Annotated in this window: 24 protein-coding genes, 1 tRNA gene, 1 pseudogene and 1 riboswitch; of the genes and pseudogenes, 15 read left to right on the top strand and 11 right to left on the bottom strand. The window is 71.6% G+C overall.

Annotated elements, in window-relative coordinates; all coding sequences use genetic code 11:
• Positions 1-8 precede the first annotated feature (8 nt).
• The gene (locus tag AC3EUV_RS08985) at positions 9-593 is read left to right on the top strand and encodes a GNAT family N-acetyltransferase (RefSeq protein ID WP_432141761.1); all 585 of its coding nucleotides are present in this window, start codon (positions 9-11) and stop codon (positions 591-593) included.
• A 193-nt stretch (positions 594-786) separates the two neighbouring features.
• Positions 787-1,980: a methyltransferase gene (locus tag AC3EUV_RS08990; protein ID WP_435602600.1), complete on the top strand. Its 1,194-nt coding sequence runs from the start codon at positions 787-789 to the stop codon at positions 1,978-1,980.
• A gap of 15 nt (positions 1,981-1,995) precedes the next feature.
• On the opposite strand, the gene AC3EUV_RS08995 is transcribed toward AC3EUV_RS08990, so the two are convergent.
• Entirely contained in the window at positions 1,996-2,571 is a 576-nt protein-coding gene (locus tag AC3EUV_RS08995; RefSeq protein ID WP_432141759.1) for a TetR/AcrR family transcriptional regulator, read from the bottom strand.
• 186 nt (positions 2,572-2,757) lie between these two features.
• Here AC3EUV_RS08995 and AC3EUV_RS09000 point away from each other — a divergent pair, with 186 nt between their 5' ends.
• Positions 2,758-3,216, top strand: coding sequence for a cupin domain-containing protein (locus AC3EUV_RS09000; RefSeq protein ID WP_435602602.1), 459 nt, complete (start codon positions 2,758-2,760; stop codon positions 3,214-3,216).
• A 148-nt stretch (positions 3,217-3,364) separates the two neighbouring features.
• Positions 3,365-4,021, top strand: a complete 657-nt coding sequence (locus AC3EUV_RS09005; protein WP_435602603.1) for a nucleoside/nucleotide kinase family protein — start codon at positions 3,365-3,367, stop codon at positions 4,019-4,021.
• Here the strand turns inward: AC3EUV_RS09005 and AC3EUV_RS09010 are convergent.
• A complete protein-coding gene (locus AC3EUV_RS09010) occupies positions 3,984-4,397 on the bottom strand; it encodes a hypothetical protein (protein WP_435602604.1) in 414 nt (137 codons plus the stop codon). The two genes, AC3EUV_RS09005 and AC3EUV_RS09010, sit on opposite strands and share 38 nt — an antisense overlap.
• A gap of 223 nt (positions 4,398-4,620) precedes the next feature.
• Between AC3EUV_RS09010 and AC3EUV_RS09015 the strand changes: the two genes are divergently transcribed.
• From AC3EUV_RS09015 to nicT, 3 genes and pseudogenes are all read left to right on the top strand, one after another.
• Positions 4,621-5,256, top strand: coding sequence for a MarR family winged helix-turn-helix transcriptional regulator (locus AC3EUV_RS09015; RefSeq protein ID WP_435602605.1), 636 nt, complete (start codon positions 4,621-4,623; stop codon positions 5,254-5,256).
• Entirely contained in the window at positions 5,253-6,101 is an 849-nt protein-coding gene (locus tag AC3EUV_RS09020) for an alpha/beta fold hydrolase (protein ID WP_435602606.1), read from the top strand. The genes AC3EUV_RS09015 and AC3EUV_RS09020 overlap by 4 nt, the downstream gene beginning before the upstream one ends.
• 111 nt (positions 6,102-6,212) lie before the next feature.
• A riboswitch (cobalamin riboswitch) is annotated at positions 6,213-6,459 on the top strand.
• A gap of 10 nt (positions 6,460-6,469) precedes the next feature.
• Positions 6,470-7,628: pseudogene (gene nicT / locus AC3EUV_RS09025) on the top strand (Nickel transporter NicT).
• A 35-nt stretch (positions 7,629-7,663) separates the two neighbouring features.
• Here nicT and AC3EUV_RS09030 read toward each other — a convergent pair.
• From AC3EUV_RS09030 to AC3EUV_RS09045, 4 genes are all read right to left on the bottom strand, one after another.
• Positions 7,664-8,164, bottom strand: a complete 501-nt coding sequence (locus tag AC3EUV_RS09030; RefSeq protein ID WP_432141753.1) for a VOC family protein — start codon at positions 8,162-8,164, stop codon at positions 7,664-7,666.
• A gap of 191 nt (positions 8,165-8,355) precedes the next feature.
• Positions 8,356-8,907, bottom strand: a complete 552-nt coding sequence (locus AC3EUV_RS09035; RefSeq protein ID WP_435602607.1) for a DoxX family protein — start codon at positions 8,905-8,907, stop codon at positions 8,356-8,358.
• 186 nt (positions 8,908-9,093) lie between these two features.
• On the bottom strand, positions 9,094-10,134 hold the full coding sequence (locus AC3EUV_RS09040; protein WP_432141789.1) for a DUF1152 domain-containing protein: 1,041 nt from the start codon (positions 10,132-10,134) through the stop codon (positions 9,094-9,096).
• Positions 10,135-10,363: 229 nt separating this feature from the next.
• Positions 10,364-10,435: transfer RNA gene (locus AC3EUV_RS09045), tRNA-Val, on the bottom strand.
• Between the two features lie 142 nt (positions 10,436-10,577).
• Between AC3EUV_RS09045 and AC3EUV_RS09050 the strand changes: the two genes are divergently transcribed.
• From AC3EUV_RS09050 to AC3EUV_RS09080, 7 genes are all read left to right on the top strand, one after another.
• Positions 10,578-11,957, top strand: coding sequence for a coiled-coil domain-containing protein (locus tag AC3EUV_RS09050; protein WP_432141751.1), 1,380 nt, complete (start codon positions 10,578-10,580; stop codon positions 11,955-11,957).
• A 181-nt stretch (positions 11,958-12,138) separates the two neighbouring features.
• Positions 12,139-12,870 carry a DUF4383 domain-containing protein gene (locus tag AC3EUV_RS09055; protein ID WP_432141750.1) on the top strand — a complete coding sequence of 244 codons (732 nt, stop codon included), beginning with the start codon at positions 12,139-12,141 and terminating at the stop codon, positions 12,868-12,870.
• 101 nt (positions 12,871-12,971) lie between these two features.
• Positions 12,972-13,673, top strand: a complete 702-nt coding sequence (locus tag AC3EUV_RS09060) for a FadR/GntR family transcriptional regulator (protein ID WP_432141749.1) — start codon at positions 12,972-12,974, stop codon at positions 13,671-13,673.
• A gap of 235 nt (positions 13,674-13,908) precedes the next feature.
• Positions 13,909-15,054: a galactonate dehydratase gene (dgoD, locus tag AC3EUV_RS09065; protein ID WP_432141748.1), complete on the top strand. Its 1,146-nt coding sequence runs from the start codon at positions 13,909-13,911 to the stop codon at positions 15,052-15,054.
• 170 nt (positions 15,055-15,224) lie between these two features.
• Positions 15,225-15,845 (top strand): bifunctional 4-hydroxy-2-oxoglutarate aldolase/2-dehydro-3-deoxy-phosphogluconate aldolase, encoded by a 621-nt coding sequence (locus AC3EUV_RS09070; RefSeq protein WP_432141747.1) that lies wholly within the window; start codon positions 15,225-15,227, stop codon positions 15,843-15,845.
• Positions 15,842-16,957 (top strand): sugar kinase, encoded by a 1,116-nt coding sequence (locus tag AC3EUV_RS09075; protein WP_435602608.1) that lies wholly within the window; start codon positions 15,842-15,844, stop codon positions 16,955-16,957. Before AC3EUV_RS09070 ends, AC3EUV_RS09075 begins: the two co-directional genes overlap by 4 nt.
• A gap of 25 nt (positions 16,958-16,982) precedes the next feature.
• Positions 16,983-17,207, top strand: a complete 225-nt coding sequence (locus AC3EUV_RS09080) for an FmdB family zinc ribbon protein (RefSeq protein ID WP_388192166.1) — start codon at positions 16,983-16,985, stop codon at positions 17,205-17,207.
• 66 nt (positions 17,208-17,273) lie between these two features.
• Here AC3EUV_RS09080 and AC3EUV_RS09085 read toward each other — a convergent pair whose 3' ends face one another.
• From AC3EUV_RS09085 to AC3EUV_RS09095, 3 genes are all read right to left on the bottom strand, one after another.
• Positions 17,274-17,897 carry an O-methyltransferase gene (locus AC3EUV_RS09085; protein ID WP_387239000.1) on the bottom strand — a complete coding sequence of 208 codons (624 nt, stop codon included), beginning with the start codon at positions 17,895-17,897 and terminating at the stop codon, positions 17,274-17,276.
• A gap of 147 nt (positions 17,898-18,044) precedes the next feature.
• On the bottom strand, positions 18,045-18,704 hold the full coding sequence (locus AC3EUV_RS09090) for a response regulator transcription factor (RefSeq protein ID WP_435602609.1): 660 nt from the start codon (positions 18,702-18,704) through the stop codon (positions 18,045-18,047).
• Entirely contained in the window at positions 18,695-19,834 is a 1,140-nt protein-coding gene (locus AC3EUV_RS09095; protein ID WP_432141744.1) for a sensor histidine kinase, read from the bottom strand. The genes AC3EUV_RS09090 and AC3EUV_RS09095 overlap by 10 nt, the downstream gene beginning before the upstream one ends.
• Positions 19,835-19,942: 108 nt before the next feature.
• Between AC3EUV_RS09095 and AC3EUV_RS09100 the strand changes: the two genes are divergently transcribed.
• Positions 19,943-20,581: a DedA family protein gene (locus AC3EUV_RS09100; RefSeq protein WP_432141743.1), complete on the top strand. Its 639-nt coding sequence runs from the start codon at positions 19,943-19,945 to the stop codon at positions 20,579-20,581.
• Here the strand turns inward: AC3EUV_RS09100 and AC3EUV_RS09105 are convergent.
• Both AC3EUV_RS09105 and AC3EUV_RS09110 read right to left on the bottom strand, forming a co-directional pair.
• Positions 20,544-21,365, bottom strand: coding sequence for an HAD family hydrolase (locus AC3EUV_RS09105; protein WP_432141742.1), 822 nt, complete (start codon positions 21,363-21,365; stop codon positions 20,544-20,546). The two genes, AC3EUV_RS09100 and AC3EUV_RS09105, sit on opposite strands and share 38 nt — an antisense overlap.
• On the bottom strand, positions 21,365-23,980 hold the full coding sequence (locus tag AC3EUV_RS09110; RefSeq protein ID WP_435602610.1) for a phosphoribosyltransferase: 2,616 nt from the start codon (positions 23,978-23,980) through the stop codon (positions 21,365-21,367). The genes AC3EUV_RS09105 and AC3EUV_RS09110 overlap by 1 nt, the downstream gene beginning before the upstream one ends.

Raw genomic sequence — 23,980 nt, forward strand, 5'->3', positions numbered from 1 at the left:
ATGACGGCATGAGTGGCATCCACGCATCCGACGGCGCGCACGGGCCCGGCGACCGCGGCGCCGGGGGCCTGGCCGAGGGCCCCGCCCCCTGGCGTCCCCGTCCCGAGACCGCCGCGGACACCGCGGCCGTCCGCCGGATCCACCTCGCCGCCTTCGAGTCGGCCGGGGAGGCCGATCTCGTCGACGCGCTGCGCCTCGACCCGTCGGCCTGGCTGCCCGGCCTGTCCTATGTGGCCAACGCTCCGGACGGCACCCCGGCCGCCCATGCCCTGCTGACCCGCTGTCATGTCGACGAGGTGCCCGCGGTGGCGCTCGCGCCGTGCGCGGTGCTGCCCGAGTACCAGAAGCGCGGTGCGGGCGATGCGGTGATCCGCGCGCTCCTGGAGGCGGCGCGGGCCGCCGGGGAGCGGACCGCGATCGTGCTCGGCCATCCGCCGTATTACCCGCGCTTCGGGTTCGCCCCGGCCGCCCCCCGGTTCGGCATTCTGCCGCCGCAGCCCTGGCCGGACGAGGCCTTCATGGCGCTCTCCCTGGACGGCTCCCCACCGCCGCGCGGCACGGTGCGCTACGCCCGGGCCTTCGGCATCGGCTGACGCCGGGCCCTGTGCCGCCGCCCGTCCTCGTGCCGGTGCGGCCGAGACCGATCCCGATACGGAGTAAAGTCAACCGTCCCACCACCCCGCCCACCGTCTCCTGCGAGCGCACCGCTCCCCCGGCGCCGGACCGGCGCCGCTCCGAGGGCGGCACCCTGGGAGGGCTCCCACCACACACACGAGGCACTCTTCGGTGAACCACCCGCCGGTCGTCGAATGGACCGAGGCCGACCAGCCCCGCTCCGCCCGTTGGCGCTCCGAGAACGGCGCCCCGCCGCCGCGCCGTATCGTCCTCGCGGACGACCGGACCAAGGCCGACGACGCCTACCGGCTCGCCTGTGAGGGCACCGCGCTGTTGTGGCGCGGCGACTTCCACAACGCCCGTCAGCTGCTGACGGCGATGGCCCGCCGGATCGACCGGCGCCCCCGCAAGACGCCGCCCGCCGATGTCACCCAGGCGTTCCATCTGCACCGGGCCGCGCAGAATCACCGTGCCCGCATCCTGGGCATGCTGCTGGTCCCCCTGGACGCGACCTTCGCCGTCCCGCTGCACCGCGCCCCTGATGTCCGCGAGGCCTGCACCCGGGCGTACGGCCCCGGCGAGCCCGCCGACGCGCCCGCGTCCGGCCCCACGGCGGGTGCGGACCCGACCACCACTCTCGTCTCGCTGCGTGAGCTCCTCGCCCTGATCGGCGCCAATGAATGGCGCAAGAAGGGCGTCGAGATTCCGGCGCTCGGCGGCGACCGCATCCATCCGCACTACGGGGTCTTCTCCCCGGCCCGCGGCGAATACGTCGACCTGGTGGCCGAGGCGCCGCTGCCCACCGAGGAGCTGGCGTTCGACATCGGCACCGGTACCGGCGTGCTGGCCTCGGTGCTCGCCCGGCGCGGGGTGCGCAGGATCGTGGCCACCGACCAGGATCCGCGGGCGCTGGCCTGCGCCCGCGAGAACACCGAACGCCTGGGTGTCGCCGGGCAGGTGGAGGTCATCGAGGCCGATCTGTTCCCGGCCGGCCGCGCCCCCCTGGTCGTCTGCAACCCCCCATGGGTGCCCGCGAAACCGACCTCCCCCGTGGAGTACGCGGTGTACGACCCGGGCAATCGCATGCTGCACGGCTTCCTGAACGGCCTCGCGGACCATCTGACACCGGACGGCGAGGGCTGGCTGATCCTCTCCGACCTGGCGGAGCACCTCGGGCTGCGTCCGCACGCCGAACTCCTCGACGCCTTCGCCAAGGCCGGCCTCACGGTCCTGGGTCGGCTCGGTGTCACCCCGCGCCATCCGCGCGCCCGGGACACCTCCGACCCGCTCCATGTGGCCCGCGCCGCCGAGGTCACGTCCCTGTGGCGCCTGGGCCTCGCGGACCGGACCGACTCCGCCTCCTGACCCGCGGCCGTACGGTCAGGCCCGCAGTCCCGCACAGGCGTTGCGCAGGTAACGGCGCCAGTCCCCCGCGTCGTGCCGGATCACCGCCGCCAGCCCGCACACGATCATCACCACATCACCGACCTCGGCATCCGCGCGCACCGTGCTCTCCTCCTTGGCACGGGCGAGCAGCTGGGCCGCGACCGTCTCGGCCCGGTCCCGTCCCTCGCCGGTCGGTTCGGTGGATCCGAAGGCTGCCTCGATCGAGGCGGACAGCCCGCGTTCGGCGCTGAGCACCTCTCCGATGTGCGCGAGATAGGCGGCCAGCCCGTCGGCGGCGGCCGCGCTGGGCAGACAGCGGCTGCGCCCGAACTCCACAATCTCCGCCTGGCGTTGCTCCCCCACGGCGGCGATCAGCGCCGCCCGGCTGGGGAAGTGCCGGTAGACGGTCCCGATCCCCACCCCCGCGGCCCGGGCGACCTCGGGCATCTGCGCCTCGTCGCCACGCGCGCGGAACACCTCCCGCGCGGCGTCCAGCACACGGGTGCGGTTGCGCTCGGCGTCGGCGCGCGGTCTGCGCGGGGGCGTGGAGGAGGTCGAAGTGGGTGCCACACGGCCGATGCTACTGCTAGGCTCGTGAAACGGAATCGGATTCCGATTCCATATCGTCGCTCGCCGCACCGGCGCCGCACCGGCCGCACCGGCCGCATCGCCGCCCAGGTGTCCGGACGGCCCGGACGGCCCGGTGGACGGCCGACGGCCGACGGCCGACAGACCCGGAGAGGACCCGCGATCACCATGTCCAAGGAACGCTTTCTCGTACTTCAGCCCGGCGAACGGCGACCGGGGCGCGTCCCCCTGCCGCCCGGATGCGACGTCAAGGCCCGCACCGCCGACACGGAGGGCCGGCTCGCCATCCTGGAGAACCAGCTCGACGTCGACATCCCCCCGCACATCCACCACCACGCCGATGAGTTCCTCTACGTCCTCGACGGCGTGATGGAGGTCGACCTCGACGGCACCACCCATCGCCTCACCCCCGGCATGTGCGCTCTGCTGCCGCACGGCGTACCGCATGCCCTGCGCAACGCCTCCCAGCCGCCCGCCCGGTGCCTCCAGATCTCGGCGCCGGGCGGCTGGGAGGAGTTCGTGGAGGACATCTGCGAAGCCGGCCCGGTCATGCGGAAGGGCGGCCACCCCGACCTCGACCGCCTCAACGAAATCGGCGCCAAGTACGGGATGGAGTACCTCGGCTGAGAAACGGAGGCCGGGCGCGAGCCGGAAGAGCGGAGCGTGGCGGCGAGCGAAGGATTGCGTCGAGTTGCCGACGCGGCCGGCCGGCGCCGGGCCGCCGGTCGGGGCGCCTCCGGCCGCTGCGCCGCCGATCGGGCACGATGGACGCACCATGGATCCCCGGCAACTCTTCTCCCGCGCCCGCCGGCTCGCCGAGCCCGCGACGCCCGCCCGGCGACGGCTGCTCGGCATCACCGGGCCGCCCGGCGCCGGCAAGTCCACCCTCGCCGCCCATGTCGTGGCGGAGCTGGCCGGGCAGGCGGCACTCGTCCCCATGGACGGCTTCCATCTCGCCGAGGCGGAGTTGCGCCGCCTGGGCCGTACGGACCGCAAGGGCGCGCCGGACACCTTCGATCCGGCCGGATATGCGGCGCTGCTGGCGCGGCTGCGCGCACCGGAGCCGGACAGCGCGGTCTATGCCCCGGCGTTCGACCGCCGGATCGAGGAGCCGGTCGCCGGCAGCATCCCCGTGGCACCCCATATCCCGCTCATCGTGACCGAGGGCAATTACCTGCTGCTCGACTCCGCCCCCTGGTCGCGGGTCCGCGCACTGCTCGACGAGGTCTGGTACGTGGACCTGGACACCCCGGAGCGGATCCGGCGGCTGGTCGACCGGCATGAGCGCTTCGGGCGCCCGCGCGCCGACGCCGAGCGCTTCGTCCACGCCTCGGACGAGGCCAACGCCCGGGTGGTGGCGGCCACTCGCGACCGCGCCGACCTCGTCATCACCTTCACACCTGAAGAGGCCCTGCCGCCGGCGGGCTCATAACCTCCCGCCGCCGCCCGCCGGCGAGCAGCCCGGCCACCGACAGCGCACCCCACCCCACGGACACCGCCACCGCCGCCAGCTTCCGGTCCCGGCCGGGCAGCGTCGCGCCGAGCAGCACGGCGTCCCCGAAGTCGGCCGCGATCCGCACATACGCGGCGGTGCGCAGCGCCGGGCCCTCCGGGGCCACCGCCAGCGCCAGCCCGCTCACCGCATCCCGCCAGGCCAGCGGGCGCAGCGAGGTGCGCGTCGCCCGCTCGGTCCGCCCCTCCTCGCCGACCAGCCCCGAGGGCCGTGCCAGCAGAGCGGGCACGGCGGTCACCGCCACCCCGTAGACCGCCGTGGCGACCCCGACCGCACGCAACAGACCGACCTTCATCCGCCGTCCACCTCTCCTCGCCCCGACCACACGAGCCTCATCACACCCATCCACCCCCTCAACTCCATTCCGCGGCGGGCCCCTTCCCAAACGACATCAGCAGTGTCATCATGACATCACGAGTGTCATTGAGGGGGATGTCAATGAAGAGGTCGTTGAAGAGGTCGATGCGGACGTCGATGCGGACACCGATGGGGATGCCGAGGGACCTGAGGGGGCTGCGGTGAGGGGTACCGAGGCTGAGCGCGCCGGGAGGTCGGCGGCCACCGAAGATCTGCTGTACGACGTCATCCGACGCCTGTGGCCCCTGCACCGCACGGTCGTGCGCGCGGTGGAGCGCGAGCTGGCGGACACCGGCATGACCGCCGGCGAACACGCACTCCTGGACGCCTTGCGCACCGAAGGTCCTCGTACGGTCCCGCAGTTGGCGCGTGCGATGGGGCTCGACCGCCAGCCGGTGCAGCGCTGGGTGAACCACGCCGCGGAGCTGGGCCTGGTCGTCACGGCCCCGAATCCCGCCCACCGGCGCTCACCCCTGATCCGGCTGACGACCGAAGGCACGGCGGCGATACGCGGGGTCCAGCAGTTCGAGGCGACGGAGCTGCGGCAGCGGCTGGCCGACCTGCCCGCCGAAGACGTCCGCACCACGCTGCACGTACTCGACCGACTCGGTGCGGAATTCCGGCACCTGGCGAACGGCCCGCGCGTTCCACCGGAGGAAACCGACAGTCAGGGCAGTCGGGACAGTCGTCGCAGTAAAGCCAGTAACGGCAGTAACCGTAGTAACGGCAACCCCGAAGGCCACGACGACAGACCCGCCCCGCCCCCTCTCATGCACAAAGGACGGTCAGGAGAATGACGCAGAGAATCACCGCCTGGTCCGAGATCGACAACGGCATCGTGCCGATCGACGAGGGCGAGCTGTTCTACGAGACGGCCGGCTCGGGCCCCGCGGTGGTGCTGCTGCACGGCGGCATGCTCGACCAGCACATGTGGGACGAGCAGTTCACCTGGCTGGTCAACTCCGGCCTGCGCGCGATCCGTTACGACGCCCGTGGCCACGGGCTGTCGTCCACCGTGACCGGCGACTTCTCCCATCACGACGACCTGTGTGCCCTGCTGGACGCCCTCGATGTCCCCAGCGCCGTCCTCGTCGGCCTTTCCCACGGCGCGCGGGTCGCCCTGGACACCGCCCTCGCCCACCCCGGCCGGGTGACGGCCCTCGCGCTCGCCTCCCCGGGAATCAGCGGCCGGGCCTTCACCGACCCCTTCGTCCTCGCGCACATCAAGGAGCAGGTGGCGGCGATCGGCGAACCGGACGGCGCGGAGCGGTATGTCGAGCACTTCCTGCGGATATGGGTGGACGGGCCGCATCGTGAGCCGTCCGCGGTGCACCCGGGATTCCGCGAACGGATGCGCGCCTCGGCCGCGGCCAATGTGGAGGTCCATGCCGACGGAATGGGCGCCGGAATGCCCCTCGAAGTCGGTGCCGCCGACCGCCTCGGGGAGGTCCGGGTGCCGACGGTCGTGTTCGACGGCGACCTCGACAGCCGGGACATCTCCGCCAACGCCCATGCGATAGCCCTGACCGTCCCCGGCGCCCGAAGGGTCCGAATACCGGGTGCGGCCCATATGGTCAACCTGGAGAACACCCCGCTCTTCGACCACGAACTGCACACCTTCCTCTCGTCCCTGGACTACTGACCCACCGGGACCGTCAGCCCACCGCAACCGGCCCTCTGTGAACGGCCCGTTGAGGGGCGCCCCCGCGAACGGCGGAAAACCCCCACACACCTCGTGCCACGGGGGCGGCGGCTAGAGTGGCCGGGCCGTGGTGTTCGGGAAGCCGGTGACGGACCTTGTGGTCCCAGCCCGGAGCGGCCCTCGCCACTGTGATCGGGGAGTTTCCACCCCTTCCGCGGGCGCCTGGCGCGCCCGCGGCGCCACTGACCGCAGCCCGCGGCCGGGAAGGCGGGGGCGGACGCGGGCACCCTTCCCCAAGCTCTAAAGGAGCAGGGTGATACCCCTAAGCCAGGAGACCGGCCACGGCATCTCACGAACTGATCCACGAGGTGCTGGAGCGTGACCGTCCGGATGGCCCTGTCCACCGATACCCCGAACTCCCCTGCCCCCGCCGCATTCCGCTGGCGCCGGCAGGACACCGTCCGTACCGCGGGCCTGATGGCCGTCATAGCCGGGCTGCATGTCGTGGCCTTCGGCGTGCTCTTCCTGCTCGTGGTCCCGAACCACTACTCCGTCGGCAGCCAGGTCTTCGGCGTCGGGCTCGGCATCACCGCGTACACCCTCGGTATGCGGCATGCCTTCGACGCCGACCACATCGCCGCGATCGACAACACCACCCGCAAGCTGATGGCCGACGGCAAGCGGCCCATCTCGGTCGGCTTCTGGTTCGCCCTCGGCCACTCCAGCGTGGTCGTGATGATGGCGGCCCTCGTGGCCGGCGGCGCCCAGCTCGCCGGCACGCTGCTCAACAACGAGTCCCGTACGCACCAGATCCTGGGCACCGTCGGCACCACCGTCTCGGGCACCTTCCTCTACCTCATCGCCGCCCTCAACCTCATCGCGCTGGCCGGGATCTGGCGGGTCTTCCGAGGGATGCGGGACGGCCACTACGACGAGGCCGAGCTGGAGCAGCGCCTCGACGCACGCGGCTTCATGAACCGCTTCCTGGGACGGTTCACCCGCTCCATCTCCCGCCCCGGCCAGATGTTCCCGCTCGGTTTCCTCTTCGGGCTCGGCTTCGACACCGCGACCGAGGTGACCCTGATGGTGATGGCGGGCAGCGGCGCGGCGGCGGGCCTGCCCTGGTACGCGATCCTGTGTCTGCCGCTGCTGTTCGCCGCCGGGATGAGCCTGTTCGACACCCTGGACGGCACCTTCATGAACTTCGCCTACCAGTGGGCGTTCGCCAACCCGGTGCGCAAGGTCTACTACAACCTCACCATCACCGGCCTGTCGATCGCCGTCGCCTTCTTCATCGGCACCATCGAGCTGGTGACGGTGCTGCACGACAAGCTCGGCCTCAACGACGCGCTGACCGGCTGGATTTCCGGCCTCGACCTCGACAACGTCGGCTTCATCATCGTCGGCCTGTTCGTGGTGGTGTGGGCCGCGGCGCTGGCGTACTGGCGCCTGTCCGGCGTCGAAAAGCGCTGGGCGGAGCGGGCCGGGCGAGCCGAGTCGCCGGGGCGGACCGCGCCAGAAAGCTGAGGAACCGCGGGCCCGCCCGACCTGACCCCGCGCCCTCAGGTCGCCGAGCCCGCCGCGGCGCCCGTCTCCCGGTCCGGCCCCCACTGCTCCAGCGCCGCTGCCAGATCGAGGGGCAGCAGCCGGTCCGGCTGGTCCGGGCCCGGCCAGTCCTCCCGCGGGACCCGCCACATCACCTCGAACTCGTTGCCGTCCGGGTCCTTGGCGTACAGCGACTTGGCGACGAGGTGGTCGGTCGACCCCACCAGGGCGTCGCGCTCGGTGAGCCGGGTGTGGGCCGCGACGAGTTCGCGGAGCGTGCCGACCTCCCAGGCCAGGTGGTACAGCCCGACCCGCCCGGTCCCGGGGCCCGGCGCGTCCGGCGCCACCGCGAACAGCCCCAGATCGTGATCGTTGAGTGAGCCGGGCGCGCTGAGAAACGCGGCCCGCCCCGGTATCTCGACATCCACCGTCAGCCCGAGGGCCTCGGTGTAGAACGCCACCGACCGTTTCACATCGCGGACGTTGAGCACCGCGTGGTTCAGACGTCGTACGGACATGGAGCTGTTCTCCGTTTCTCCCGGCCGCGACACCGCCGTGGCGCCGCCGCTCACCCCTACTTCTGCCTACCTCGCACACCCCGCCCCTGCCCAGGGCCTGCCGGCCGGTAGCCGGCCGGCAGACGTCCCGTCCGCGGCGCACTCCGGGTGCGCACGGGGCAAGGCAGCCTCTCCGGGGACTCGTCCCGGCGTCACTTCCGTACCAGCAGCACCCCGCCTGCCAGGACCACACCCAGCACCAGCGCGATCACGCCGTGGACCGTCCGATGGGAGCGCAGCCCCGGCAGCAGACGGTCGACGGCGTAGCGACCGGGCCCGGTCAGCGCCAGGGCCGCCGCACCGGCGGTCAGCAGCAGCTCGTACTCCACACCCTTGGGCGCGAAGAAGCCGCCGCCCCACTTGACGGCAAGGGCATTGATCATCGTGCCGACGACCGCGGCCGCGGCCAGCGGCGTGAGCAGCCCGGCCGCCAGCCCGAGCCCGCCGAGCGCCTCGCTCAGCCCGGCGACGACGGCCATCGTCCGGCCCGCCGGATAGCCGCTCATCGTGAAGAACTGCCCGGTCGCGTCCAGCCCCGGCCCGCCGAACCAGCCGAACAGCTTCTGGGCGCCGTGGGTCGCCATGGTCAGTCCGAGCGCGAGGCGCAGCAGAAGAAGTCCGGCGTCGTAACCAGTCGGAGAGGGGGCACGGCGGGTGGAGATGTCGAGGCGCGAGGACGCGAGAGTGCCGAGGGGGGACGTCATCAGAAGCCGCTCTTTCGCAGGTCGGGTCCGGCCCCGCGAGGCCGCGAACAAGTACTTGAAACTTCAAGCCACTACTTGCGACGATACACAGCACCCGCACGGCGAACAACAACGCCTGCGGCGGGCCCCCACCCCTCATCACCGCCCGTCGCACGTCCTGCCTACCAAGCTCTGGCTCGTGATCGCTCAAGCTCCGGACGGAATGCGCCAGAGCGGAGCCTGATATCGCTCCGGGCGGCTGCCGAGCAGAAGAGCTCTCAGCTCCAGGCGTTGCGTACCACTGAGCCCCAAGGCTTCGGTGAGCCGGCGAAATGTCGTGTGCGTGATGCCGCGCCCTCGCGCATCGGCCTCGAAATCGTCGAGCTGCCGAAGTACCGCTTCCGGATCGATCGCCGGCGGCGCCTGCCCGCCGAGCCGCCCGGCCTGGTGCCGTTCGTCATCGATTTCGGAGAAGCCGCAGATCTCCCGGCTGTACTGCTCGACCTGGTGCAGATTCTCCGTGGCGAGGATGGCCCCGGCGAGCTGATTCCGGTGGAGCGCTTCCTCAAGATCGGCCTCGTACACAACGGGCCCCTCATCGGTCAGCGGCACCGGCGCACCGGCGCCGCTGACCTCGCACCGGCCGCGCGCACCCCGCGCGGCGGCGGCCAGCATGGCCGTGGCCTCAGAGGGGTGCCACTCCAGGACCGGGCTGACGGGCGCAACGTGCTCCGCGCCGAGAGTCACAGCAACCGGCCCCAGACGGTCGCGCAGCACCTCGGCGGCAAGCTCGCCATCGAGGCCGGGTCCGGCGACCAGAAGCCGCACCGGGAAGTTGAGTTCACAGCACGCCGCGAGGGTGAGGGCATCGGCCAGCGGACTGCGGAGCGTGGGCTCGTCCCCCCGGGCGAGGATGTCACCGCCGACATCCAGGAGGTCAACGGATTCCGGCTCCAAGTACTGCACCAGCTCTTCGAGTTGGCGAACGATTCCCTCGGTGCCGTGGTGCGGATCAATGAGCGCGAAGGTCTGCCGGAGCTCAGCGGCCAGCCGGGGAAGCGTCGACCCCGCAGGAGCGATCGCCGTGGCATCGGCAGGAACGATCGGCACGCTGCGGGTGAGAGGACGCAGCCCCCTGAAGTTGGCCGGCCCTCTCGGCCCCGGCACCGGGTCGACCAGGAGCCGGTCCCACGCGTAGGAGAACACCACCGCCGGCGTCTCGCCCCCGTAGAGAGCCGCATCCAGCATCACAGCGGCGACCGCATCGCCGCCACCGCCTGCCGCCACGATCACACGCGTCACATTCGCCAGCGTACGGGCTTCGACGCCGGCGAGCGGGGACGGCGGGGCGGCGGCCCGCGAGCCGGCGTGTCGGCCGGGACGCCCGGCTGCCATGCGCGCTGCACTGCATGTGCACCAACAGCCGAGGGCCCTCCGCGCATCCGCACGAAGGGCCCTCTGACCTGCTATTTCTCTGTGGGCACAACAGGATTTGAACCTGTGACATCTGCTTTGTAAGAGCAGCGCTCTACCGCTGAGCTATGCGCCCTGGCCGAGCCGACAGACTACCTTGCCTTCCGGGCTGAACTGCAAACCAATGCGCGAAGGGCGAACTTACCGGCCGGTGTGTTCGTTTCCGGTGAGTGGGAGAATGACATTCGGTCCTGGGGCGATCCGATCGGGAGAGGGAAGTGACGGCGACAGACACTCAGCCGCATGAGCAGCGAGCACGCCGTCGCAGCCGTGGGGGCCCGGTCCGGGATGTGGTGGCGCTCATGTTGCTGCCGTTGCCGCTGGTGGTGGCGATGGCGCCGTGGTCGTTCGCGGGTGGCGGGACCCGTCGCTGGTTCGGGCGGGGGGAAGGCCAGCGGGCCGATGCGCAGGCCGCCAAGGATGCCGCGGCGGCGTCGTTCTACGAGCTGGACACCGCGCACCGGGATCTGCGGATCTCCATAGAGACGATCACCGCCGTCGACACCTCGCCGCCCGCGCGGAAGGCGGCACAGGAGTACGAGGGCTTCGGCCGGCGGATCGACGAGGTCAGTCAGGGGTACATCACCGCGGTCGACTCCCACGATCTGGACCGGGACGACCTCGACGGAGCCGCGATGTCGCGGGCGCGGGCCGATCTGACCCGTGCCAAGCAGGAGCTGGACCGGGTCAAGGGCGAGCTGGACCGGTTCGCGCAGGGGCTGGGGCCGCTGCTTCAGTCCGCCGAGACGCAGCTGGCGCGGCTGGCACCGGCCGTGGAGCGGGCGCGGCAGGCGCTGCTGGCGGCGAGCAATGCGCTGGACGCGGTCCGTGCGCAGGGTCTACAGGCCGATGATCTCGCGGCCCGGCTGGCGGCGCTCGGGCCGGAGCTGACCAAGCTCAATCAGGGCGCCGGGCAGCATGGCGTCCAGGAGACGATCCGGCGCGCCGACGATGTGCTGCGCCAGGCCGAGGGCGTACGGGCCGAGGCCGAGCGGCTGCCGGGGAAGGCCGCGGAGATCGACAAGCGGCTGGTGTCGCTGCGGACCCGGGCGCAGGCGATCACGACGCGTGCCGGGAAGGTCGACCCGGTCCTCAGCGAGCTGCGGCGGCGGTACAGCGCGGCGTGCTGGCAGGACCTCCAGCAGGTGCCGGAGCAGGCCGCGCAGTCCGTCCAGCAGGCCGAGGTCAAGCTGCGGGAGGCGCAGCAGGCGCGGGACGAGCAGCGCTGGGCGGATGCCACGAGCCGGCTGGCGACCGTACGGGCGCTGCTGGACACCACCGATGAGGCGGTGTCGGCGGCCGGTGACCGGCTACAGCGACTCGATGCGGTCTCGTTCGACCGGCAGAAGGAGGTTGAGCGGACCCGCTTCGCCGTACGGGACGCGCAGCGGCTGGCGATGAGCGGGCGCAGCACCCCCGATCCGCGGCATGCCGGCCCCCTGGACGATGCGGTGGCGCGGCTGGACCGGGCGGTCGCGGGCCTGGAGGGGCGCCATCCGGACTGGTGGCACTTTCTGATGGAGACCGAGGCTGTACGGGAGACGGCGGCCCGGGTGGTGCAGGAGATCCGGGAGGCCAGGGGCGGCACCGGCGGCTGAGCCCCGGGATCAGCCGCGGGGCCGGGCCCGGTGTGCGGGCTGGTGCCTGGCCGGAAGCCCGGCGGGCCAGGAGGGCGACTCCGCGCTGCCTCGCCACCGGGCGCGATGGCGTGAACTGCCCCCCTGGCGGATCCTGGAGTGGAGTACGGCCCAGTCGGCACCTGCGCGAAGGAGGCCGGACATGGCTACTGGGGCTACTGGCCAGACCCTGCAAGGGCCCGCGAACCCGCTCCACCGGGTGAAGAAGCGGCACCACACACGGCTCGACGAGCATCTGCCCGTGGACCACCGGCTCAGCAAGGTCTACCGCATCGGCGCCGGGCTGATGGGCCTGGTACTGATCGCGTTCGGCATCCTCGGGCTGACCCACCACATCGGCTACTTCGACACCGGCGGCGACACCGTTGCCGGGCTGAACACCAATGGCACGCTGAGCGTGCTCTCGATCGTCGTCGGAGCCATCCTCGTCGTCGGCATGGTGATCGGCGGGAACTTCGCCTCGACCCTCAACATCGTGCTCGGCGTGCTCTTCCTCCTGAGCGGTTTTGTGAACCTGGCGCTGCTGGACACCGGCGTGAACTTCCTGGCCTTCCAGATCCAGAACGTCCTGTTCAGCTTCCTGGTCGGGCTGATGCTGCTGGTCTTCGGGATGTACGGGCGGGTCAGCGGCGGCCTCTCCCACGACAATCCGTACTGGCGCGCCCGGCACCCCGAGGAGGCGGAGCAGTTCGACCGCGGACAGCTGCGTCCCGTCTCCGGTATGACGGCCGCACGGCAGGCGGCGCGGATCAAGATGCAGGGCGCCTCGCATGCCGGGCGCGGTTCGTTCGGCGCCGGCACCAGCGGGAGCAGAAGGCACACCACTTCCCTGGATCCCGGCACCCGGTCCGGTGGCGAGCGCAAGGAGCCCTGAGCCGGGGCGCGGAGACGTCAGGGCGTACCGAGGTGGGAATGGGGTGCTCGGTACGCCCTGATGGCTGGGGTGGGTGGGGTGAGTGTGATGGGAGCAGCACCATGAGCCGTACGGGGCACGCCGCCTCCTCAGGACACGGGGCTCATCATGGGGCGGTCGAAACGCTCGCCAAGCGGATCTTCAAGGGCACGTACAGGGAGGGCGAAAGCCTTGTGCTGCCGGAGGTGATGGCGGAGCTGAACGTGAGCCAGACCGAGCTGCGGGAGGCGATCAAGGTGCTGACCACCAAGGGGCTCCTCGGGGCCGACAAGCAGCGGGGCACCTTCGTCCGCCCCCGGGAGGACTGGAACCTCCTGGACACGGACGTACTGCGGTGGAAACTGGCGGCCGGCGTCTCGTCCGACTTCTTCGCCGATGTGCTCGAACTGCGTCGTTCCATCGAGCCCGCGGCCGCCGCGCTCGCCGCGGAGCGCCGTACCGACGAGGATCTGGCGGCCCTGGACGCCGCGTTGAGCGCGATGGCCGCGTCCGACAACGATCCGGCGCTGCTCGTGGAGGCCGACGCGTCCTTCCACACGGCGATGCTGATCGCGTCGAACAATCGCTTCTACGCGCAGATGCACCGGGTGATCGTGCCGGTGCTCGTCCAGCGCGACCGGGCGGTGCTGGACGAGTACGGCGCGTTCGACCACCCCCATGCGATCCATGCCGCGGTCGTCGAGGCCGTACGGAACCGGGACGTCGACGGGGCCTATATGGCGATGCTCGAACTGCTCGATGTGTCGGCGCGGGAGCATCCGTAGTTGCGGGAGGAGCCGTAGTTGCGGGAGCACCTGTAGTGGGGGGCGGATGTGGCGGGGGCGGACGGGTGCGTTCCGGGGAGCGGCGTTCGGTTACCGCGGCGACGTGGGTGGGCAGGAGGTCGCGGACAAGGTCGGCGCATGCCTGGCCGGGGGCGTACGGCCGGCGCGGGCCGTACATCCGACTCGCCCGCGCGCCGCTCGCCGCCGGCCGCACGCCGAAAGGACGGACCGGTCCATGAAGATCAGCCGCATCGAGACGTTCCTCGCCCCGCCACGCTGGATGTTCGTACGGGTGGAGACCGATGAGGGCGTCGTCGGCTGGGGTGAGCCGGTGGTCGAGGGGAGGGCCGAGCCGGTCCGGGCGGCCGTGGAGGTGCTGGCCGAATACCTCCTGGGGCAGGATCCGGCACGTATCGAGGACCACTGGCAGGTCATGACCAAGGGCGGCTTCTATCGCGGCGGGCCGGTCCTCTCGTCCGCCGTCGCCGGCCTGGACCAGGCGCTGTGGGACATCAAAGGGAAGCGGCACGGTGTCCCCGTCCACCAGCTGCTCGGCGGGCCGGTCCGCGAGAAGATCCGCGCCTATGCATGGGTGGGCGGCGACGATCCGCATGCCATCCGCGACGCGGTCACCGCGCAGACCGAGGCGGGCTTCACCGCCGTCAAGATGAACGGCTGCGGCAGGATGACGCCGGTGGCGACCCGCGCCGAAGTGCGGGCATGTCTGCTGCGCGCCGAGACCGCGCGCGAAGTCCTCGGCGACGAACGGGACTTCGGCCTCGACTTCCACGGCCGGGTCTCGCCCGCCAACGCCCGCAGACTCCTCCCCCTGCTCGCCGAATACGCCCCGCTGTTCGTCGAGGAGCCCGTCCTCTGCGACTACTCGCATGCCCTCCCTGACCTCGTGAACGCTTCCTCCATCCCCCTCGCACTCGGTGAACGTCTCTTCACCCGGCAAGAGTTCCTGGCTCCGCTGCAAGCCGGTGTGGCGATCCTCCAGCCCGACATCTCGCATGCGGGCGGCATCTCCGAGCTGCGCCGGATCGCCGCGCTCGCGGAGGCATACGGGGCGCAGCTCGCGCCGCACTGCCCCCTCGGCCCGGTCGCGCTGGCCGCCAGCCTCCAAGTCGCCTTCACCACCCCGAACTTCCTGATCCAGGAGCAGTCCATCGGGATCCACTACAACCAGGGCGCCGAGCTGCTGGACTATGTCGCGGATCCGGAGCCGTTCCGCTTCCACGGCGGCTCACTGCTGCGGACCGAGCGCCCCGGCCTCGGCGTGGAGGTGGACGAGGCCGCCGTGCGGGCGGCGGATCAGCGGGGGCACGCCTGGCGGAATCCCGTGTGGCGCCATGAGGACGGGGCGTTCGCCGAATGGTGAGGTTGGGCGGGAGCTAGGGGCTGTCCCGTAGGAGCGCTGATCGTTTCACCTCGGTCCGGGGCTCGATCCCACCCGCCCTGCCCGGAATAATCAGAGGTGTCACCCGTGCGCCCGAACGGCCCGGTCGCGCAGTACGCACGCGGCGGGGTGCAGGAGAAAGCAGGAACGCCATGGACTTCAGCACAGCGCTCCGGACCGAGCGGCTGATCGCCATCATCCGGGGCAGAGATGCGGAGGCGTCGTTCCGTACGGTCATGACGCTCGCGGAGGCCGACCTTCCGCTGATCGAGGTCTCGCTCAGCGGACGCGACGCCCTCACGGTCATCCAACGGGCGCGTGCCGAGCTCGGCGATGCGGCCTGGCTCGGCGCCGGCACCGTCCTGACCGCCGCCGACGCCCGGCGCGCCGCCGAGGCCGGAGCCAATCTCATCGTTACGCCGGGCCTGGGAGCCGGTCTGGAGGAGTCCGTACGGCAGGGTCTCTCGACGCTCGCCGGGGTGCTGACGCCGTCCGAGGTGATCGCGGCCGATGCGCTGGGCGTCTCGGCGCTGAAGTTGTTCCCGGCGTCGGTCGGCGGGCCCGGGTATCTGCGGGCGCTCCGTGCGCCCTTCCCCGAGCTGCCGTTCGTGCCGGTCGGCGGGGTGGACGCGGCCGCTGCGCCGGCGTACTTCGCCGCCGGGGCGGTGGCGGTGGGCGTCGGCTCACCGCTGATCGGAGACGCGGCGGACGGCGGCGACCTGGACGGACTGCGCAAGCGCGCGGCGGAGTTCAAGGCGGCGTGCGCGGGATGACGGGGCAGCCGACGGCCGGGGGCGGCGAGGACCGTCGGGGTGCCGACGCTCCCCGCCCCTGGGCGGCGGCCGGCCGGCCGCTGCTTCCCGGCCGGCCCGGCCGCCCGGACGTCTTCACCTTCGGGGAGACGATGGTCGCCCTACGGGGCAGCGGCCCGCTGAAGCTCGGCGGCACGATGAACGTCTCCATCGCCGGGGCGGAAAGCAATGTCGCGATCGGCCTGGCCCGGCTCGGGCACCACGTCCGCTGGGCGGGTGCGGTCGGCGAGGACGAGGCCGGACAGCTGGTGCTGCGTACGCTGCGTGCCGAAGGCGTCGTGATATCCGGCGCCACGACCGACCCCGGCGCCCCGACCGGGCTGCTGCTCTTCGAGCCGCGGCTGCCCGAGGTCACCCGCGTGCACTACTACCGCGCGGGGTCGGCCGGCTCCCGGCTCACCGCGGAAGTGATCCAGCGCGCCTTCTCCGCCGCTCCGCCCCGCATCCTGCATCTGACGGGCATCACTCCGTCCCTGAGTCCCACGACCCGCTCGGCGGCCCGGTGCGCCCTGCAACTGGCCCGGGAACACGGCTCGTTGGTCTGTCTCGATGTCAACTTCCGCGCGCGCCTGTGGACCGCCGAAGAGGCCGCCGAGGTCCTCCGCGAGTGGATTCCCGCGGTGGATGTCCTGATCGCCTCCGACGACGAGCTGCCGCTGTGCCTGCCCGGCGGCGGTGGCGGGGAGGGCTCGCCGCTGCCCTTCCCGCCTCAGGAGGTCCCGGCCGACGAGGCGACGGCCACCGTGGCGACGCAGGCCGGGGCCCTGCTGGACCGGGGTGTCGGGGAGATCGTGGTCAAGCTCGGCAGGACGGGGGCGACGGCCTTCACCCACAGCGGCTCCCTGCACCGGCCCGCCAAACCAGTACGCGCGGTGGACGCCGTGGGCGCCGGTGACGCCTTCGTGGCGGGCTATCTGTCGGCGCTGCTGGACGGCGAAGGGCCGGCCGGACGTCTGGAGCGCGCCGTCACCACCGGGGCGTTCGCGGTCGCGTCGCCCGGCGACTGGGAGGGCGCGCCGACCCGCTCGGAGCTGGGCATGCTGGGCGCGCCGCCCGGCACCGTCGTGCGCTGAGCGGCGCCGCGGCTAACCTGTGCCCATGCCTCGTTACGAATACCGGTGCCGCCCCTGTGGCTCCACCTTCGAGCTGAACCGGCCGATGGCCGAGTCCTCCGCCCCGGCCGTCTGCCCCGAGGGCCACGAGGACACCGTGAAGCTCCTCTCCACGGTCGCCGTCGGCGGCTCCGCGTCCGCCCCCGTCCGCGCCCCGAGTGGTGGGGGCGGCGGAGGCGGCGGCTGCTGCGGAGGCGGCTGCTGCGGCTAGGGCGCACCGGGCTGCCCGCGTACTGGCCGCGCCGGGCCGCGCTCGTCCCGACGCGGACCAGGGCTGCTACCGCTTGCGCGCCAGCGTCACACCGTCCGCCACGGTGAGGATCACCGCCTCCATACGAGGGTCCGCCAGCACATGGTCATTGAACGCCCTGATCGCCAGGGCGTTCCCGGTGGCCGCCGGGTCGGCGACCTCCCCGTGGTACAGGACGTTGTCCGCGACGATCAGACCTCCCGGACGCAGCCGGGGCACCAGCTCCTCCCAGTAGGCGATATAGCCGCCCTTGTCCGCGTCGAGATAGACGAGGTCGATATGCGGCTCCTCCGGCATCGCCCGCAGCGTTTCCAGCGCGGGCGCGATCCGCAGATCGATACGGTCCGCGACCCCGGCCTTCGCCCAGGACTCCCGGCCGTAGGCGGTCCACTCCTCGGAGACATCGCACGCGATCAGCGTGCCGTCCGCGGGCATCGCCTGAGCCATGGACAGCGTCGAGAACCCGGTGAACGTCCCCACCTCGACGACATGCCGGGCCCCGGTCAGCCGCACCAGGAACGCGAGCAGCGGCCCCTGTTCCTCCGCCGACTGCATCCCCGCCGCCTCGGGGAACTGTTGGTGTGTGAGCTCCACGATGTCCCGCTGCGCGGCGTTCAACGGCGGATTGTGGGCGAGGACGTACTCGTACATCTCCGGTGTGATCGGCGTGCTCTTGGACTCCACCACTGGCTCTCCTCTTGATCAAGGATCGCGGTCTCGGCCGATCACCGGACGGTGCAGCCGACCGCCTCGGCGAGACTAGCCGAGCCGCTCGCCGACCGGCCGCAATCCCCCGTCTCATGTCCCCAAGTACCGCAACACCGCCAGCACCCGGCGCGAATAACCGGAGGTGCCGGTCAGACCGAGCTTGTCGAAGATCGCGTTGATGTGCTTCTCCACGGCACTCTGCGAGATGTGCAGCCGGACCGCGATTGCCGCGTTGGTGTGGCCCTGCGCCATCTCCCGGAGCACCTCCTGCTCGCGTGCGGTCAGCGTGCCCAGCGGATCCGTGCGACGGCTGCGCATCAGCAGCTGCCGTACGACCTCGGAGTCGAAGGCGGCCTTTCCGGTACTCACCCGTTCCAGCGCGTCCAGGAACTCGTCCACCTGGACCACCCGGTCCTTGAGCAGATAACCCACCCCCTCGCTGTCATCGGTCAGCAGCTCTGTCGCATAGCGGCGCTCGACATACTGTGAGAGCACCAGGACGCCGATGTCGGGCCAGCGCTCCCGGATCTGGACGGCGGCGCGCAGCCCCTCATCGGTGTGCGTCGGCGGCATCCGGACATCCACGACCACCGCGTCCGGCTGCTCCCCCTCCTCCCCCGCCTGCGCCAGCACGGCGATCAGCTGATCGCCGTCGCCGACCGCGGCTGCCACCTCATGCCCCTCCTCGGCGAGCAGACGCACCAGGCCCTCGCGCAACAGGATCGAATCGTCGGCCAGCACTACGCGCACGGCAACTCCGCGGTGATGATGGTCGGTCCGCCGGCCGGGCTGTCCACCCGGAACCGGCCGTCGACGGCGGCGACCCGGCGGGCCAGCCCGAACAGGCCGCTGCCGGCGGAATCCGCGCCGCCCGGTCCGTCGTCCTCGATGTGCACAAGCACGGCGTCCTCGCCTGGGGCGACGCGGACCGTTATCCGTCCGGCGCCGGAATGCTTGACGGCGTTGGTGACGGCTTCGGAGACCACGAAGTAGGCGACCGTGGCCACGGCGGGGTCGGGTTCGGTGGCGAGTGCGTAGTCAAGGCGCACGGGGATGGCGGAGCGTTCGGCGACCGTCTCCAGGGCTGCGCGCAGTCCCGCTTCGTCCAGCACCGTGGGATAGACCCGCCACGCCACTTCGCGCAGCTCGGTCAGGGCCTGGCCGCTCTCTTCGTGGGCCTGCCGCAGGAGTTGCTCCGCGCGCCGCGCGTCCTGGCTGCGCAGCGCGCGGCCGAGCAGCATCCCCAGGGCGACCAGCCGCTGCTGCACACCGTCGTGCAGATCGCGTTCGATACGGCGGCGCTCGTCGTTGACCGCGAAGAGGACGCCGGCCCGGGTGGCGGCCAGTTCCTCGATGCGGCGCTCCAGCGTCTCGTGGTGGCTGGGGCCGAGGTAGTACCGCGCGAGCCTGGTCTCCAGCCCTGCGACCCCGAAGGTGCCCTGAAGGCTGAGGAAGAGGAGGAAGAGGCCGCCGATGCTCGAGAGCGCGAGAGTGCCGGGGTGGCGGACGTCGGTGAGCAGCAGGATGAAGATCCACGAGATGCCGTACGCCGCTCCGATCAGCGCCGCGCCCAGGACAAGAGCGCCGAGCACGCCCAATCCCCAGCGCAGGGACAGATATTGCAGGGCGCGGTGGTCCGCGTACGCGTCCGAGGTGTCGGCCGCGATATAGACCCGGAGGCGGCGCCGATGGGTCTCGGTCAGGGCTCGCGCGACGGCGGCCAGGGGCTTGAGGACCGCGCGGCGGCCGCACGGCCAGGCGAACACGCACAGCAGGGAGAGGCCGGAGAGCACGACGAAGGGGAGCTCGGTCACCGCGAGCACGGCACCGAGCACCAGACCTGTCGCCAGACGCAATCCGCGCCGCGCAATTCCCAACATGATCAAAACGCTAGCCGCATCGCGGGTCCACGCACACTGCGGAAAACCGCAGTCTTTCGTGCGGTGTACCGCAATGTGCCGCGAGACGAGAATTCTTAGCGTCGAAACATGACCGAAAGCATCGGAAGCACCGCACCCGGCTGGATCACCGACCTCATGGACACGCTCGGCGCGCCCGGCGCGGGTCTGGCCATCGCCGCCGAAAACCTCTTCCCGCCGCTGCCGAGCGAGGTGATCCTGCCGCTGGCGGGCTTCGCGGCCGCCCGCGGCAGCATGCCTCTGCTCTCCGCCCTCGCGTGGACGACCCTCGGCTCGGTGACCGGCGCCCTGGCGCTCTACGGCGTGGGCGCGTTGCTCGGGCGCGAGCGTACGGTCGCGATCGCCTCGAAGCTGCCGCTGGTCAAGGTCTCCGACATCGAGAAGACGGAGCGCTGGTTCCGGCGGCACGGGACGAAGGCGGTGTTCTTCGGCCGCATGATTCCCCTCTTTCGCAGCTTCATCTCGATACCCGCCGGAATCGAGCGCATGCCGATACCGGTCTTTCTGACCCTGACCACCCTCGGCAGCCTCATCTGGAACGCGATCTTCGTCCTCGCCGGCTATCTGCTCGGCGACAGCTGGGAGGAGGTGACGGGATATGTGGACGTCTACTCGAAGGTGGTCCTTGCGACAACTGCGCTGGCGGTGGCGGTCTTTGTCATGGTCCGTATCAGCCGGCGTGGCCCGGGGGTACGGCGCCCCGGATGAAGGCCCGCACGATTTCCTCGCCCGCGGCAACACCCCGCTCTTCGAGCGCCGTGACATGGGGGGCGCTCCAGCCGGAGTCCGCCAGTTCCCCGTGTCCGGGCCGCCATCCGCGGTCCGCGGCCAGCAGCAGATCGGCGTCGAGGAGGGAGTCGCCGGCCGCGAGGATCTCGGACGCCCCGGTGCGGCGCGCCACCTCCGCCACGGCTGCGCTCTTGGTCAGCGGCTGCGGCACGGCATAGATCTTGCGGCCCTGAAGCGAGACGGTCCAGCCGCGTTGGTCCGCCCAACCGGCGAGGTCCTTCACCCAGGTGTCCGGCAGCAATGGCCGCTCCACGACGAGATAGGCGAAGAGGTCCTCCGCGACCCGCTCCTTGAGCAGCCAGGCCGGGTCGGCGGTGCGCACGAGATGCGCGCGGACCTCATCGAGCGGCGCGCACTGCGCGGCGAGCCGCTCGGCGACGGTGCGCTGCCAGTCCGGGTCCGACTCTCCCCGTACCAGCAGATGGCCGCCATTGGCGCAGATGGCGAACTCCGGTGCCGGGCCCGGGAGATGGATGCGGACGTACTGCTCGCGGGTGCGGGTGGTGGCCGGCACAAAGGTGGTCCTGCCGGCCAGTTCGGCGAGCAGCCCGGCGGCCGTCTCCGTCATGTAGGACAACGGCTTGCGCTCATATGTCTCCACGCACAGGAGGCGGGGGGCCTCGGCATCGGGCATGGCGAGGCCCAGCGCAGCCGCCGAATAGATCAGGGTGCGGTCGAGGTCGCTGGCGATGATCGCGCTCATCAGGAGGCCACCGCCTTGCCGTCAGCACCCGTGGCCCCGCGAGTGAAGCGGGGGTGAATCAACCCCACACAGGTATAGGGCAGTTCGTCGACCTCTTCGACGGGCACGCCCCGTTGTTCAGCCAGGAGGCGCACATGATCGAGATCGGTCCCGGCACCCCGCCGGGCCAGGATCTTCCAGGGGACCCGGCGCAGCAGTACGCGCGTGGTTTCCCCGACACCGGGCTTCACGAGGTTCACGTCGTGGATGCCGTATTCCTCGCTGATCCGCTCGACGGCTGCCCAGCCCTCCCAGGTGGGGGCCCGGTCGGCGGCGGCCAGTTCCTTCACCTCTTCGGCGACGTCCGGGGCGACCTCGTCGAAGCGGGCGCTGATCGCGTCCAGGAAGGCGCGCGACACATCGGTCGTGGCCAGCTCGCGGTAGAACTTCGCGCCGTGGAAGTCGTCGGGGCCCACGAGGTCGTGGCGCAGGACGGTGCGCGATATGAGGCCGGAGACAGTGGAGTTAAGGCAGGCGGACGGGATGAGGAAGTCATCGCGGGTCCCGTAGGTCTCGACACAGCCGCCAGGGTCGGCAAGCACGGCGATCCGCGGGTCGAAGCCCGGGAAGTCCTCCAGAGCCTGGGCGAGTTCGCGGGTGATGGCGCCCTTGCCGGTCCAGCCGTCCACGAAGACGACATCCGCCGGATCGTGGTGGGCGGCCAGCCACCGGAGCGCGGTGGTGTCGATGCCCCGGCCGCGGACGATCGAGACCGCGTAGTGCGGCAGGTCCAGGCCGTGCATGTGCTGCGCCCAGCGACGCATCAGCACCCCGACGGGGGTACCTGCCCGGGCCAGCGACACCAGCACGGGACGTGGGCTGCGTTCGGCGAGCACGGTCTCGGTGACCGTCCCGACGGCCCGCGCAATCCGGCTCGCGGAGGTCCGCAGCGCGCTGTGAAAGAGCGCCTGGTAGTCCTCGCTCGGCTGGTATTCGACGGGCAGCGACTCCGCGTAGTGGGCGCCACCGCGCTGAATAGCCTCCTCGCGCTCCTCGGTCGGCGCCTCCAGGGTGACCCCGGAGAGATCCTGAAGCAGCCACCCGACCTCGTCGGCGGTGTAGGAGGAGAAGGCAGGGCCGCGCAGCGGCTCGGGAAGGTGCACGGGTCCGGCCTGTGGTTGCGGGGCGTACGAGGGGAGGACGGCGAGCAGCAGCCGGTCGGTGTGCGCGGCGAGCCGGCCCAGCAGGCCCTCGGGGGCGTGCAGTTCGGGGAGGTCGCCCTGCGAATCCACGACGGCCACGATGGCGTCGAAGCGACGCTCCGGGTCGGTACCGGCCGCCACGTTGTAGGCGTACCGCTCCCCCAGCCCGTCGGCGGGATCGTCGTGAGCGGGGAAGGACAGCCTGGTCCGTATCGCGTAGCCGGGGTCGTCGACGGCGAGCACCGGCGACCGGGTGGTGGTGGAGAAGAAGACACCCGCGCCTGTGGTCGAGGCGGACGGCTGACCGTCCCGCGGCGCGAGGGCAGCGCCCGCCGCCCCGGTGCCGTCACCGGCCGCCGCCGCGTCGGCGCTGTCCCGCGCGACAAGGGCGTCCAGAGCCTCGGCTATCCGCAGCGGTGCGTACATCAATTCCTCGTTGCCGAGGACGAGGATGCGGCGGGCACCGTCCAGTCGCCGCGCGATACGGGTCGCCATGCCCGGCAGCCCGGCCTCCAGCCGTGTCCGGTGCTCCGGTGTGAAGCCGTGCCGGCCGCCGTCCGGCAGCCCGGCGGGCCAGCCGAGGTCGACCCGTACGACGTCCGCGTCGCGGCCCTCGGGTGCCGCCGGAGCGCCTGCCGCATTCTGCTCGTCGCCCACGGGAGCCGACGTGCTCCCCGGGGCAGCCCCCGACTCCTGTGCCGTACCGGCCTCGTGTGCGGCGACGAGTTCCTGGCCGCGGGTCAGCACGTCCTCGGGGAGCCGTACGCCGCCCGCGGCCAGTGCGATGAGGTCGACGCGGGCGCCCAGTTCCGCCGCGAACTTCTCCAGCCGGCTGCGGTCCGCGTCGGAGCGCATGTCGACCAGGGCGACGACCACGTACCGCTCGCGCGGGAAGTGCGCATGCAGTGCCTTGATGGTGTTCAGCACGGTCCGGCCGGTGGAGAACTCGTCGTCGACGAGCACCAGCGGTCCGTCTCCGGCCAGGAGTGCGCGGTCCTCGGGGAGCAGCAGATGGGAGGTGGCATGGCTGTGCTCCTCCTCGAATCCACCCACCTGCGCGACACCCGGCACCGGGCGTCGGGTGGAGTGCAGATACGGCGCGAGGGCCAAGCCGTCGGCGACCGAATGTCCCAGGCCGGTGGCGGTCTCGGCGTAGCCCAGGACGACGGAGCGGGCGGCGGCCTCGTCACCCAGCAGCTTGCGCACCCGGCGTCCCAGCCCGACACCTGCGCCATGGACCACGCCCGGTCGCTGCGGCACATGCTTGCCGAGCACGTTCGACACGAGCAGATGGGCCCGCTTGGGGTTACGCCGCAGCGCGAGCCCGAGCAGTTCCGGCAGCTCGTCCCCGCCGTTCAGCGAGACCCCGAGCCGACCGGCGACCCATTCTCCTGTCCAGACCACGCGTTTCGTCTCCTCCGTCGTCATGTTCAT

The sequence above is a fragment of the Streptomyces sp. bgisy130 genome (assembly GCF_057708345.1).